Origin of the sequence: Anaplasma ovis str. Haibei, from assembly GCF_002214625.1 — a bacterium.
GTDB lineage: Bacteria > Pseudomonadota > Alphaproteobacteria > Rickettsiales > Anaplasmataceae > Anaplasma > Anaplasma ovis.
In genome coordinates this window covers 81,337-95,727 of record NZ_CP015994.1, presented here as the reverse complement: position 1 = coordinate 95,727, position 14,391 = coordinate 81,337, and the positions used below count along the sequence as shown (strand labels likewise).

12 protein-coding genes are annotated in these 14,391 nt (G+C 49.7%); 8 read left to right on the top strand and 4 right to left on the bottom strand.

Annotated features, from left to right (window positions below; genetic code table 11):
- Positions 1-5: 5 nt before the first annotated feature.
- The gene (locus AOV_RS00400; RefSeq protein WP_075138686.1) at positions 6-2,642 is read right to left on the bottom strand and encodes a TRAP transporter fused permease subunit; all 2,637 of its coding nucleotides are present in this window, start codon (positions 2,640-2,642) and stop codon (positions 6-8) included.
- Between the two features lie 260 nt (positions 2,643-2,902).
- Between AOV_RS00400 and radA the strand changes: the two genes are divergently transcribed.
- The 5 genes from radA (at position 2,903) to ligA (ending at position 7,476) form a co-directional block, all read left to right on the top strand.
- Positions 2,903-4,261: a DNA repair protein RadA gene (gene radA / locus AOV_RS00395; RefSeq protein ID WP_075138685.1), complete on the top strand. Its 1,359-nt coding sequence runs from the start codon at positions 2,903-2,905 to the stop codon at positions 4,259-4,261.
- Between the two features lie 7 nt (positions 4,262-4,268).
- On the top strand, positions 4,269-4,757 hold the full coding sequence (locus AOV_RS00390) for a DsbE family thiol:disulfide interchange protein (protein WP_075138684.1): 489 nt from the start codon (positions 4,269-4,271) through the stop codon (positions 4,755-4,757).
- 130 nt (positions 4,758-4,887) lie between these two features.
- Positions 4,888-5,124 (top strand): BolA/IbaG family iron-sulfur metabolism protein, encoded by a 237-nt coding sequence (locus AOV_RS00385; RefSeq protein ID WP_075138683.1) that lies wholly within the window; start codon positions 4,888-4,890, stop codon positions 5,122-5,124.
- Entirely contained in the window at positions 5,114-5,446 is a 333-nt protein-coding gene (gene grxD, locus AOV_RS00380; protein ID WP_075138682.1) for a Grx4 family monothiol glutaredoxin, read from the top strand. The genes AOV_RS00385 and grxD overlap by 11 nt, the downstream gene beginning before the upstream one ends.
- An 8-nt stretch (positions 5,447-5,454) precedes the next feature.
- Positions 5,455-7,476, top strand: coding sequence for an NAD-dependent DNA ligase LigA (gene ligA / locus AOV_RS00375; RefSeq protein ID WP_075138681.1), 2,022 nt, complete (start codon positions 5,455-5,457; stop codon positions 7,474-7,476).
- A 147-nt stretch (positions 7,477-7,623) separates the two neighbouring features.
- Here ligA and AOV_RS00370 read toward each other — a convergent pair whose 3' ends face one another.
- Genes AOV_RS00370 through AOV_RS00360 form a run of 3 tightly spaced genes read right to left on the bottom strand, consistent with a single transcriptional unit; the run spans position 7,624 to position 11,157 of the window.
- Complete coding sequence (locus AOV_RS00370) at positions 7,624-8,784, bottom strand: ribonuclease D (protein ID WP_075138680.1); 1,161 nt, start codon at positions 8,782-8,784, stop codon at positions 7,624-7,626.
- Positions 8,753-10,825, bottom strand: coding sequence for a sensor histidine kinase (locus AOV_RS00365; RefSeq protein ID WP_075138679.1), 2,073 nt, complete (start codon positions 10,823-10,825; stop codon positions 8,753-8,755). The genes AOV_RS00370 and AOV_RS00365 overlap by 32 nt, the downstream gene beginning before the upstream one ends.
- 56 nt (positions 10,826-10,881) lie before the next feature.
- The gene (locus AOV_RS00360; protein ID WP_075138678.1) at positions 10,882-11,157 is read right to left on the bottom strand and encodes a cold-shock protein; all 276 of its coding nucleotides are present in this window, start codon (positions 11,155-11,157) and stop codon (positions 10,882-10,884) included.
- Positions 11,158-11,657: 500 nt separating this feature from the next.
- On the opposite strand from AOV_RS00360, the gene AOV_RS00355 reads away from it, so the two are divergent.
- From AOV_RS00355 to murA, 3 genes are all read left to right on the top strand, one after another.
- A complete protein-coding gene (locus AOV_RS00355; protein ID WP_233497175.1) occupies positions 11,658-12,428 on the top strand; it encodes a Rossmann-fold NAD(P)-binding domain-containing protein in 771 nt (256 codons plus the stop codon).
- A 100-nt stretch (positions 12,429-12,528) separates the two neighbouring features.
- Positions 12,529-13,086, top strand: a complete 558-nt coding sequence (dcd, locus tag AOV_RS00350) for a dCTP deaminase (RefSeq protein ID WP_075138676.1) — start codon at positions 12,529-12,531, stop codon at positions 13,084-13,086.
- A gap of 1 nt (position 13,087) precedes the next feature.
- A complete protein-coding gene (murA, locus tag AOV_RS00345) occupies positions 13,088-14,374 on the top strand; it encodes a UDP-N-acetylglucosamine 1-carboxyvinyltransferase (protein WP_117374370.1) in 1,287 nt (428 codons plus the stop codon).
- Positions 14,375-14,391: the final 17 nt, after the last annotated feature.

The following is a 14,391-nucleotide window of genomic DNA, read 5'->3' as shown; positions in this document are numbered from 1 at the left end:
GCCCCTCACCTATATTGCAACTTCCTGCTACGCGTTTGTATAAGTGCAACTATCGCCACTACCAGAATGGATAGAGCTATAACGTAATTGCCGCCGCGATTCCCGCGCGAAATGGACAACCCAGTTATGAAGTCCCCCTGCCATATGTCTGCGAAGACATATCCGTCGCTACTGATGTTAGACACCAAAAGCCTGCCATCCACGGGCTCTGCTTTTACAGAAACACCTATTTTCTTGTACATCATCTCAGACACATCACCCACGAATCCCTCATTCATTGGCACAACAACGTATCCTTCACTTCCAGCCCCCCCACTGCCTGCAACTACTCGCTCGTAGTTTACCAAAACCCTGTCTCCCGTTCCAATAGTAACGATCCTGCTGTTAATTTCGGCAAGAGGCAACACCTCACGGCTGTCAACAAGCAGCCCTGCAATGTAATTGGGTGCCATTAGCATCAATCCCGCACAAACCAGTATTATAGACTCATACACCCGGTTACGCCTTACAAAATATCCCTGCATTCCAGTGCAAAGGATAACCACGCTTACCAAAGCCAGCACAATTCGCGCGGCAGCCATCCAGGCATTGTCAACCCCGTATAGAATTATGTTGCTATCAAACATGAACATAAACGGAATGACCATGGTTTTTATGTTGTACAGAAATGACTGCACTCCCGTCTTGAAGGAGTTTGCAGATGCTATGGCAGCAGCAGCGTAGGAGGCTATGCCCACCGGAGGTGTTACATCAGCCATCAGGCCGAAATAAAACACAAACAAGTGCAGCGCAATGGGGGGCGCCGTTATACCGTTTTTGTGCGCCACCATACTCAGCACAGGGGCAACCAGCGTCGAGACTATTATGTAGCACCCAGTGGTGGGCATGCCCATGCCCAGCACCACGCATATAAGCGCAGTTACCAAAAGCGCGACAAACATGTCACCCCCGGCAAGCGCGTCAACAAATGCGCCTATGGTAAGACCAAACCCAGTCAACCCAACAGTGCCCACAACCAGCCCTGCAGTGGCGGTCGCAACAGCGACAGGCAGCATGTTCTTCGAGCTCGCAATCATCGCTGCACCTATTTTCTTGACACCAGCATACACTGCCGGGAGCACACCGGAAAAATCACGCGCTTTCAGTGAGGATACTACGCCCTCGGCAAGCAGCATGAAGATCAGGAACATGTTGGTCCAGAAGCATGCAAGAGACGTCGATACCCTCTCCACCACCAAAGACCACACAAGTATGAATACGGGCATGAAGTAGTGCATTCCCTGTCTGGCTATATTCCAAGCACTCGAGTTGCCCTTTTCAGAAAAATCAAAATCCCCTTCGGTCGCGCCACCCTCGCTTGCCTCCCCCCGACAAAGCAGCAGCGCAATGTACATGAGTGCCAGAACTAAAGCGACAAAATACATGCCGTTCTCGCGGAAAATCGTTTTCACCCCCGGAATGTGGAACCCCCACACGTCAACTCCGTTAATCACGACGAACGACACTCCGAATAATAGCGCGATAGAGGTTGCACATATAGCGAACTTCAGCAGTGCAATCGCGCCGGACAGCAGCTTGCCCCCTGATGCACCAGTTTCCTCAGTGGTCTGCCCGCGATGGTTCAACCTGCAGGCCTCCAAGTGCACAATTACAAGTAGCCCTATATAAACCATGGCCGCCGGTATCAGAGCATGCTTCACCACATCCGAGTACGGCAGCGCCAAAAACTCTGCCATCAGAAACGCTGCAGCCCCCATCACCGGTGGCGTTACCTGCCCGTTTATGCCTGCAGAAACCTCAACAGCGGCGGCTTTCTCCGGCGACATTCCCATCTTTTTCATTAAGGGAATGGTAAAAGAGCCAATGGTTATTGTATTCGCCACAGACGAGCCAGACATCATGCCCATAAACCCAGAAGCAACAACGGCGGCTTTGGCGGGGCCCCCAACCGAACCGCGCAATAGCGCAAACGAGAGCCTCATAAAAAATGCGCCGGCACCTGCCCTGTCCATGAGCGCCCCGAAAAGCACATACAAGAATACAAAGTTGCACGACACGCCCAGCGCCACGCCGAACACTCCCTCAGACGAGAGCCATTCATGTGACGATATTGAGGCAATCCCGTGGCCCTTGTGCGCTATCACATCGGGCATGAAAGGCCCAAAGATTGAGTATATCAAAAATGACATGGCAACCACAATTATGGGGAAGCCTATGGCTCGCCTTGCGGCCTCCAGTAAGAGCAATATGCCAAGTACAGATGCGACCATATCTGTGAAAGTGGGCATCGCCATCCTAACCGATAGGTCATCGTAGAACACAAGAATGTACGCGGCTGCACCCGCGCCCAACAGAGAGAAGACCCAGTCAATAGGCAGGGCGCCGTCTTTGCCCTTCCCACGCGTTGCAGGCATCACCAAATACAGCAACAGTAACGCAAAAGACAGGTGTACAGCCCTGGTTTTGAGCCCTGTGAGTACAAACGCGCTAATCCCGTACTGCGAGGCAAGCCAAAACGGAATTGGGGATGCAATAAACATTTGGAAGAAGGCCCAGAGCAACGCCACGTAACTGACCACACACTCCCTGCAGGTCCAGGCAAACCCTAATCCGGCCCCCTCTTCAACACTACAAAGCTTCATATTCCCAGTAACTCGCCAATAACTGTAAAATGCCAACCAACGTGTGCTTCAAATATCACCATAGAGCGACACAGTCAACCAAAATGCGCCCAAACGACACTCCACCGTGGCGCCAGCGCGTGTGTTGTAAACCAGAAGTATGTGACTACAACGCACATGTCGTATAGCCAGCGTAGTGACTTATACCATAAAAACACTTTCTCGCCCTTGGAAAGCGTCCGTTTTTTGGTGTAACATCCCAGCGTAAGGTGCTATCGAGTATGTGGGTGTCAACAAAAGTAATTTACGCCTGCCAAACGTGCGGTAACAGTTCACATAGGTGGACAGGCAGGTGTGTAGCCTGCGGCGCGTGGGACAGCATTGTGGAGGAGATTGCACCTAAAAACAAGCACGCAGCGCGCGCACAGCAGAAAGAGTCTCCCTTGGTTATGCCAATATGCGGCAGCAGCGCTGAACCTGTATACAGATTTTGCGTGGGGAATGATGAGCTGGATAGGGTTCTAGGAGGTGGCATAGTAGCCGGCAGCAGCACATTAATTGGCGGCGAACCCGGAATCGGAAAATCCACACTTATGCTACAGGTTTTTGCATCTTTAGCCGGGCAATCTCATAACTGCCTATACGTCTCTGGGGAAGAATCTGTAGCTCAAATAAGGGCAAGGGCAACCCGTCTCAACGTTAGTGAACCCCAAATAAAACTTGTCGCTACATCATCTCTCAGCTCGGTGCTGAACGCCGCGTGCGCTGACAACTTTGAGTTCCTCGTGGTAGATTCAATACAAACTATGCACGACGAAGAGATCCCTTCGTCTCCGGGTACCGTGTTGCAAGTTAGGATGTGCGCACACAAGCTAATAATGCTAGCGAAACAGCGCAACATTGGGTTATTTTTGCTGGGTCAAATAACCAAAGATGGCGCCATAGCAGGGCCAAAAACCTTAGAGCATTTGGTAGACACAGTTCTGTACTTTGAAGGAAGCAATGGGAACCAGTTGCGCATATTGCGTACGATTAAAAACAGATTCGGGCCAGCGAATGAAATGGGAGTTTTTGAAATGTCTGGATCAGGCCTGCTCCCTGTGCAAGATCCATCCATGCTCTTTTTGGGTCAGTCTCCCAGAAAAGGCACCACAGGCAATGTAGTGTTCGCGGGCATGGAAGGTTCTAGGCCCATATTGGTCGAGGTACAATCATTGATCGCCAACACTTATTCCCCCAGCCCAAGGCGGGCGGTGGTGGGGTGGGATATTAATCGTCTAGCCATGGTAGTCGCAGTGCTTAACACACGGTGTGACATGCCGCTTGCAGATAAGGAAGTATATCTCAGTATAGCTGGAGGTTTGAAGATATGTGAGCCCGCGTCTGATTTGGCCATAGCGGCGTCTCTTATGTCCAGCATTACAAAATCTCCAACACCTTCTTCAACAGTCATATTTGGGGAGGTTGCACTATCTGGTGAGATCAGAAGCGTCACAAATGTTGGGCCAAGGCTTAGGGAAGCGTGCAAACTTGGTTTTAAGCAGGCAATAGTGCCTTCGGGAAGCAAGGAAGGCAACTCGTTACCAATTGAGGTTAAAGAGGTTGCACACATTAAAGAACTTAAGGGGCTTTTTGCATAGGTATGTTATGCGCGTAATTGCGATTACGACTCTTGCGCTATTCTGCTTGTTGTCACTTATGCTGTTCGGGGTTTATTACAATCGCAATTTAAAAAAACCATCATACCACATAGTATTACCGGCTATAGCTGGCGCAGACAGGGAACTTCGCACTGAAAATATAGAGGGTGCATACGTTATCCACGTGTTTGCATCATGGTGTACAACCTGCCTCGAGGAGCACAAAATATGGATGTCCATAGCAGGTAAAAAAACCATACGTGTGTATGGCGTGGCATACCTTGACGTACAACATAAAACTCTAGAGTGGCTCGCAAAATACGGGAACCCTTACGCAACAGTGGCCGCGGACTATTCTGGCAGGACGATGAAAAAACTCGGAGTAACTGGAGTACCAGAAACGTTAGTTTTTAGTCACACGGGAGAGATGGTAATGCATGTTTCCGGAGCCATGACCGAAGACCTCTGGAAGCGTATATCTGCGCTGGTGAGCTAGCCTCATCCAATCATATGCAATGGAGGTGCAATGAATTCAGAGCGCGTGTATCCGCGTGAGTGGGGTAAAGTCAGTGTTTACCAAATACGCAAAAGATGCTATAACCTGGGCCTGCTGCAAATTTTGAGCGATGGGCGTAGAACTTTTTAGGATAGAGCAGCTGCTGAGCAGTGCATTCCCTGGCAGTGAGGTGTACGTACGGCCTTTGGCCCCCGATGACGAGCATTATGCAATCAGGGTCGTCTCCAGCGCCTTTGTGGGAAAGTCAAAACTTGAGCAGCATAGGATGGTTTATAGTGCACTTTCTGGTATAGACGTGCACGCGTTGCAGATACAAACAGAAGTAGGTAAGCAAGATGAGCAGTAACCCTGTCGCAGATAGAATCAGGAATGAAATAGAGACCAGCGACGTTGTGCTGTACATGAAGGGCACTGCCGATGCTCCGCAGTGCGGCTTTTCTGGAGTTGTTGTCGAGGCACTTCGGAATGTGGGAGTTGCATTCAGGGATGTAGACGTCCTCAAGGACCCGGAGCTGCGCGAAGGTATCAAAAAATTCGCGGATTGGCCAACTATACCGCAACTATACGTGAAGGGAGAGTTCATAGGTGGGTGCGACATAGTGCGGGAAATGTACCACAGCGGGGAGTTACGTACGCTGCTAAAAAGTAAGGGCATTATAGCGGAGTAGCTGTTGTTATGTTGGAGCAGGCTAGGCGTAGGTTGGCTGGTCTGAATGCAAAGCTCCGCCACCATGATGTGCTATACCATGGGCTTGACGCACCAGAGGTGACGGACCACCAATATGACCTTCTGGTACAAGAGAAAAAAAAGCTCTTGGATGAGTTCCCAGACATTCGTCAGTATGATGACTACGCAGATGTTGTGGGCACACCTAAGACTGATTCTAGGTTCCCCAAAGTACAACATCTGGAGCCTATGCTCTCCCTAGAAAACGCTTTCACCGTGCAGGATGTGGAGAAATTTATCACCAGAGTGAGGCGTTTTCTTGAGTTACAACCAGATGACATCCTAGAGTTTTCATGCGAATTAAAAATGGATGGCATGTCATTTTCTGCTCTATACCATAATGGAAAGCTTACCAGAGTGGCAACGCGCGGTAATGGGCACTTCGGCGAGGACATCACCAACAACGCAATGGTCCTGCGCGGGCTGCCACATCAGCTAGACTCGGCTCCAGCAGTTCTTGAAGTGCGTGGTGAGATATACATGCACCATGAAGACTTTGAAAAGCTGCGAGGATCCTGCAATTTTGCAAATCCACGTAACGCAGCTGCAGGGTCAATACGCCAACTCAACCAGAAGATTGTTGAGGAACGCAACCTCAGGTATGTAGCTTATTCCATAGTAAACAGCACATTTGAAACCCAACAAGAAATACTAAAACAGCTGGATGAATGGGGGTTTCATACAAACAAGCAAGTGCTTTTCACAGACAAAATAGAGGAGGCGATCACATTTTATAATGCGGTCTATACAACCAGAAGCGAACTTGGTTATGACATAGACGGAGTCGTGTACAAGGTAAATAACATTAATTTCCAGAAGCTTCTTGGTGCAACAGGCAAATCACCCCGGTGGGCAATTGCACACAAATTCCCTTCCACTGAGGCCCGCACAAGACTTCTTGATATCACCGTACAAGTCGGCAGAACCGGCGTTGTAACTCCCATAGCAGAGTTGGAGCCAATCAACATAGGAGGTGTGGTGGTTGCCAGAGCAAGCTTGCACAACCTCAATGAAATCGAACGCAAGGATGTGCGCATAGGAGACCTGGTGATAGTAAAGCGAGCAGGAGAAGTTATACCACAGGTGGTTGACGTAGATAAAACCCTCCGCAGTAGCGGGTCACAGAAGTTTGTCTTCCCCTCGCACTGCCCGTCATGTGGTAGCAAGTTGTACCGCGAGCCCGGTGAAGTCGCCCTGCGGTGTGCTGCAGAGTTGTCATGCAAAGCGCAGGCTCTAGAGCGCGTTAAGCACTTCGTATCCAGAAATGGCTTAAACATTATGGGCCTGGGAGCAAAGCAGATAGAGTTCTTCTGCAACCATGGGCTGATCAACAGTATAGCTGATATCTTTTCCCTGGAAGAAAAGTTGCATAGCATCAACCTGGATACAGAACATGGGTGGGGAGAGAAGTCAGTTGCAAATCTCGTCGCTGCAATACGCAACAGCGCAACAGTCGGGCTCAGCAGCTTCATATTCGCCCTGGGAATACGGTTTATAGGTGTGGGCGCGGCAAAACTCATTGCGGAACATTACGGATCTTACAAAAACTGGCATCAAGCGATGTTAGCGCTTACCAAGGAGCATGATACTGTGCAAATTCGCGGCCTGGGAGAAAAGAGCATAAGTTCCTTAAAAGCATTTTTCTCTGTGCAGGGAAATCTGGAAGTATTAGAGTCTTTGAGCACAAAGCTCAACATTTTGAACGAAGCATCACAGGCACAACACAGTGGCTCTGCCATCTCCGGCAAGACCGTGGTGTTTACCGGCACATTGGAGAGCATGTCAAGGACAGAAGCAAAGCTGCAGGCGGAAAGTCTGGGAGCTAAAGTGGCAAATTCCGTATCCGCAAACACCTGGTTATTGGTTGCAGGTAGCAATCCGGGAAGCAAGCACGAAAAGGCAATGTGTCTGAACGTCAGGATAGTAGACGAGCAGACTTGGGTGAAGATGGTAGAAGATGCGCGCTCCTAATAACTAGTTGAGTGGGGCACTACAGCAGGATTTTCGCCTCTCCTGGGCAGCCGCGTATCCAAGGAGAACAGCAAAATCGCGCAGTAGGATTCACCGCTCCACGGAATTCATAGCCATTGTACGCTGTGTCAATGTCAACTCAGGCAATTATGCTTTTGTATCGACAGTCAATCGCATCTGCCCGTCAGAGTTATCAACAGAGAAAATTAGTCTGGTCTTCCCCGCAATAAATTTTTCAACTTTGCATCCAAAAAACTCGTACCGCCAGCCGTGCATTATGTTGCTATGTATTTTGTTGATGAGTTTCACAAGTTCAACTTTTGAAGCAACCAACTTTTGCGAGATCCCGTGCTCCCTGCACATGCTGTTGAGCAGAATAAGTAACGCACTCAACATGGGCTTGTCGTGGTCTACTAGTTTGTATACTCCAAGCCTCCGTCCGGCACTGCTTTCTAATATGTCGCACAGGCTAAATGGCAAGTTGTCCAAATAAGACCCGCTAACGTACTTATACAACACCTCCTCGTCTCTGCTTCGAAGGAAGTCTTTTGTGGCGAAGAGCACACTCTTGGAATTCATCACAATATTGCGATTAACATTAAACAGCCTGGCTACTTTTTCCCTCCATTCAATTATCGACCTTGCAATTATGGCTTCAGATTCCCCAAGTTCGGGGAAGAAATCCATGCCCTCCAGCAGGGAGTCATAGTTATCCACGGACGCTTCAGCGATGTTTGCCATCTCTTCAAGAAACCAGGTCAGCCGTCCTTTGGTGGTCAAAATGCCCAGCAGTACTTCATAAAGCTCGTGCAGGTAAGTCACGTCATCCAGAGCGTAACGCACTTTGCCTTCAGACAGTGGCCTATGTGACCAATCAACCCTTTTGAACAGCAGTTTATTGAGTTTCACGCCCAGGAATTGCTCTACAAGTTTGGAGTATCCCACAGAATTATCATGATACTCACATAACATTGAAGCTGTTTGAGTGTCAAAAATTGGCCTAGGAAGGCGCGTGAATCTCTGTGATAGGGCGTCTAAATCTTGGCGGCAATCGTGAAAAACCTTACAGATACCTTCATCGTCAAAAATTTTCTGCAACGGGGATAGGTCCAGCCGTTCATCCAATACATCAACCACACATTGCCCACCCTGGTATGCCATCTGCAACAAACAAAGTCTGGGATAGTAGTCATTAAAACTTCTAACGAATTCCGTATCTATGGCCAAACTCTCCGGCCTATCACGTAATATTTGTGCGCAGAACTGCGCCAACTCATTAGTTGAGCAAACCAACACTGCCGCGCTCATTCAACACAAAAGTTATAAGAACTGCACCTCCATCTTCCAAATTTTGGAAGCCTATGGATGCGCCGTGTTCATCCAAAATCTTCTTCACAATAGCAAGCCCCAGCCCCGTACCCTGGTCGCGAGTAGTCACATAAGGCTCAGTTAGTCGGCCGATCAAATCTTGCGGGAACCCCACACCGTTGTCCTTAACCTCAACTGCCACGCTGTCAGGATTTGTGGTGACGGTCACTGTGATGTGGCCACTATCAATATCTTCCCTAGCATCTATTGATTCGCAAGCATTTTTGAATACGTTGATGAACACCTGCGAAATTTGCTCTCGGTCTAAAAGGAGGGGAACCGCCGCATCTGGGAAGCGTAGATCGAAGTCTACTACCTTCCGACCAAACTGCCCCGCAAAGCTTATTTCACGCAATAGTGAACAGATATCACATACCCCAAACACGGCACTGGGCATCCTGGCAAATTTCGCAAATTCGTCGACTATCTCGCTGATGTTTGAAACGTGTCTAGTTATTGTGTCAGTGTACTTCAGAAATGTCTCTCGTCCCGATACTATTTGCTCTGCATATTTACTACGTAACCTTTCAGCCGCCAAATAAATGGGAGTGACCGGGTTTTTGATTTCATGGGCTATTCTTCTTGCCACATCCGACCATGCAGCTTGTCTTTGCGCCTCTACGAGCCCAGAAATATCGTCAAAGGTCATGATAAGCCCTTGCATGCCCAGTCTCCTCATGTGTACAGAGAGTGTAAGAGATTTATTCTCTCTAACAATAATTACGTTGGCCTTATCCGCAAATCTGTTCAAAAGGGCGCATGCCTCAGGAAATATGTGACACATTTTCCCGTGTAATCCATCAAACGATAGAAGCTCCCGAGCCCTGTCATTCATCAAGGTTACGTACTCACCCGAGGGGGAGAGCGCCATGATGCCGGATGATACTCCAGACAGGACGGTCTCGATAAATTCTTTCCTGCTGCTTATCTCCTTGTACGCCTTTTCGAGCTGTAACCGTTGCGTGCCAAGCTGCTCAACCATGCCGTTAAATGCCGCGATCACAGTGGACATCTCTTCACCTACAACTCCTTCCTTGCTGTGAATCCTGCAATCAAAGTTGCCGTCTTGAACCCGTCTAGTGGCCGACAATAGGTGAGATAAGGGGCCAACAACGCTTTTGGAGAGGCCGACGCCCATCCATACTGACACAAATAGCAGCATGAGAAATATAAAGAGGAACGCTAATGAAAACTGAACTTGTAGTATGGACAGCTGCAGTCTCGCATTTTTCCGATAGCTAGACATATCGTAGGCACAACCGCCGCTTCCAGGCAGGACACGTGCCGCAACAACATGCGTTACCGGTGGAGCGTATACTGGCACTATTGTGTACACCAATGCATTCTCAACAGGGGCTCCCAGGGCTCTCTCACCGTAAGACTTACCCTCAGGAGAAGTAACAACGGGCAAGGGATGGGCCGCGCTGGAAGCGATAACCCCTTCGCGGCCCATAACAAGCACCTCTGCAAAACCGAACAGAGCGGCACCCTCACGCACCCTACTATCGAGATTATCAGGCAAGCCGCCTAGATACCCAACGAAACGCGACACATCGGCAGCCAGCATTGCAGCAAGGTACTCACGTTCCCTACCGAGCGCGGCGGCGCAGCAGGAGGAAACTGCAGGCTCTACAATGCCACGGAACCATGCACGAACACCGTAATCGAAAAACAAGGACGAAAAGCCAGACACAAGAGCAGTCGGCACCACACCCACAACTACAAACACGAGCACCACACGGGCCTGAAGCCTGAAGCCCAGCTCTCCCCTTCTGTACCGTATCCAGGCGCGAATCATGCCGTAGGAAAGCACAGCAAGCAAGAGCAAGAACAGCAAGAACCCGGCTAACAGAGATCCGGGAACCCTACCCGGAACTATGTACCAAGTAAGGAATGCATCCGCAAACAGGACCAGAAGCACGGCACCAAGCGCCAACAGGGAAAGAAGAACGCCGGACGACCCCAAGCTGCAAAGGACCATCCAGAAACGTCGCAACTCCCCCCCACTTAAACCTCACGCACAACTAGAAAGCCATTCTACTCAGACAACACCTCCAAATTCACAGCAGAGACCTTGCCATTACTCTCGTCTAGCTGGTACCGCACCCTCTGACCTTCTCTGAGGTTGTCTATTCTACTCCTCTGCAACGACGTAATGTGGACAAACACATCCTTGTCGCCTCGCCCAAAGCTGGCACCACCGGACTTGCCATCATCAGACCCATCCTTGCAAATGAACCCATATCCCTTCTCCATGCTAAACCACTTAACATGACCGGTGTAGAACGCCTTCTCATCCACTAACTGAGACATCAAAAAACCCTAAACAATCAGACAAACAGCCACAGCTAACCCGGAGACCGCATCCCCGCTGAAAACCCTAGGCGCCATGAGGTTAGCCCCTAATGTATGGTATTGCAAGCGAAATATTATTTACCAGCACCATTCTGGCTATCAGTGCCCCATATGTATGAAAATGTGGGCTATTTTGAGCGCTAATTATCGCACGTGTACGCGCAGAAGACGTACGCAATACTCGCCGCTTGCGCCCCCCAATGCGCCATTCACATAATCGTGCCCGGCCCGATGGAAGTCTATTAGCCACCGCATAGTGTTTTGAAATAGCACAACACATTAGCACATCACACTAAAATACGGGCGCCCTGTATTCAACAATTGCGCAGTGCAGCTGTACTTGTGGCACACAACAAATGCGGCTATACTGCAGGGTTTGGTCCTTGATTGACATGAGCCATTTATTTTGTTTTGGATATGGTTACACGGCCAGCTTCTTGGCGCAACAGCTCCTAAAAATGCAGTGGAAAATTAGCGGCACTTACCACACAACAGACCGCAAGGAAAAGTTGATCTCCCTTTTTAGGTACGGGGATCCGGAACTGGAGCATGCACTGCGTGGTGCGTCGCACGTGTTAGTTTCAATTCCCCCTTCCGGCGATGACGTGCTTTCCAAACACGCAATGGCGCTGCGTTCCGCAAAGTGGGTTGGTTACCTATCCGCAACTAGCGTGTATGGGAACCATGAGGGCAGATTGGTGAGTGAAACATCCTCCACTCACCCCACTGAGCACTCAGGAATTGCTAGATTGTACCATGAAAACCTATGGCTACGCTCAGGTTTGCCTGTACACATATTCCGCCTATCTGCGATATACGGCCCCGGTAGAAGTGTGATAGAAGGGCTATTGCAGGGAACAATATCACCCAGCCATGCCCAACGCTTTTCCTCGCGTATGCACGTGGAAGATATAGCCTGTACGATACTTGCTTCAATGTTGAACCCAAAACCGGCAAGTATCTACAATTGTGCAGATGATCTGCCTTGCAGGTACGCTGAAGTTGTCGCGTATGGGGCCTCACTTCTCGGACCAGAGGCCAAAATGGGGCCGGAATTGAGCAGTATATGTGGTAACGCCGCACACGTGCACTTTCCTGCACCGGAACGCAGAGTTAGCAACGATAAAATTAAGTGTGAGTTAGGCATCTCACTGCAACATCCCACCTACAAAACCGGCTTGCAAGCCATTTTGCGCGCACGTAATAACGGTTCTGCGTTGGGCTACTAAAGCCGTAAAATTATATTCGCCTAGTGAGTTTTAACTTGCGCTCACCAGAGATTGATTGTAGAGTGCGGTACCGGACCATTCTGGGCACTGGGGGTGTGCTATGTCGGCGATGCCTGACCATTGGATAAAGGAAAAGGCGCTGAAGGAGGGGATGATCTCTCCGTTTGTGGACCATAAGGAGGAAGCGGGGGTGCTCTCGTACGGGCTCTCCTCGTATGGGTATGATGCCAGAGTTGACAGCGAGTTTAAGATCTTTGCCAATACGCACTCCGCCATTGTGGACCCCAAAAATTTCCCTCAAGATAGTTTCATAGACAAAAAAACAGATGTTTGCATAATGCCGCCGAATAGCTTTATGCTGGCAAAAACCGTGGAATACTTCCGGATTCCCAAGGATGTTATTGTGATATGCGTAGGCAAGTCTACCTACGCCAGGTGTGGGATTGTCGTTAGCGTAACTCCGCTAGAACCTGGATGGGAAGGTTATGTAACTTTAGAGTTTTCCAACACCGCCCCTCTGCCCGTTAAGGTGTATGCGTTTGAGGGTGCGTGCCAGTTCATTTTTCTGGCTGGGAATGAGCGGTGCAGCGTATCTTATGACCAGGTCAATGGAAAATACATGAGGCAAGGTGGGGTAACGCTGCCTATAGTGAGCTGACGTGGTAGAGGCTTCGTTGCACGTTAGGGGTAGTACAAACCCCGTCAGGGGCAGGGTTGTAGCAAACGGAGCAAAGAATTCTGCTCTGCCCATCATGGCCGCTTGCATTCTACTCAATGGGAACGTTGTCTTGGCTGACATGCCTGACCTGCGTGACGTTGCCGTTATGAGTGAGCTTATAACCTCCTTGGGAGGGAGAATAAGCTTCCTGCGTAACACACAAGAGAAGGCAAACCATAAAGTAGAAATCAACTGCGACAATCTGCACAATTGGGCGATACCGCATGAAATTACATCACAAATGCGCGCTTCCTGCCTCACTCTGGGCCCTATACTTGCAAGAATGGGGAGAGCAGAAGTTGCTCTGCCTGGAGGTTGCAGCATAGGTAGCCGTCCGCTCGACATGCATATATGGGCATTACAAAAGCTGGGCGCCAAGGTAGAAGTATGTGGGAACTACGTAAAATGCTCCTCAAACGGCAAGCTTGTAGGGTGCCACATTGGCTTCCAATCCGTAAGTGTGGGTGCCACTGAGAACGCGCTTATGGCAGCAGTTATGGCACGCGGGGTGACAACTATAAGTAACGCAGCCACTGAGCCCGAAGTTGTCGATCTGGCGCATTTTCTAGTAAAAGCAGGGGCGCAAATTTCCGGAATAGGTACTAGGACCTTGCAAATTCGCGGGGTACAACAGTTGTCCGGCACCAATCATACGATAATACGAGATAGGATGGAGGCAGGAACCTATGCACTAGCTGCAATATCAACTGGAGGCAACGTGCATATTGTTGGGGTAACTTCCGAAACGCTCGGGTGCTTAGCGCGTGAGCTTGAAAGTATGGGAGGGAAAATTACCGACGTGCCAGACGGTCTCGTAGTATCTCGGCATGACCCACATATTAATCCAGTAGTTTTGCACACAGCGCCCTACCCTGGCTTTCCCAGTGATATGCAGGCCCAGTTTGCAGCAACGGCATGCCTCGCTAGGGGGACATCGCAGATTCACGAGCACGTTTTTGATCGTAGGTTTTCTTACGCACGGGAGCTCGCTAAAATGGGCGCTGACATACACGTGCAGGGCGATACGGCCAGTATCAGGGGTGTTGACAAGTTGCATGGAGCATCTGTTCAGGCACCTGACTTGCGGGCATCAGCAGCGCTGCTTATTGCTGGACTATCGGCCCAGGGCGTTACAACCATAAGCAACGCACAAACCCTATACCGCGGATATGAAGCAATGGAAGAGAAGCTACGCGCTTGCGGGGCAGAGGTTGAACTTGTACGCTAGTTTACAGATACTAGATA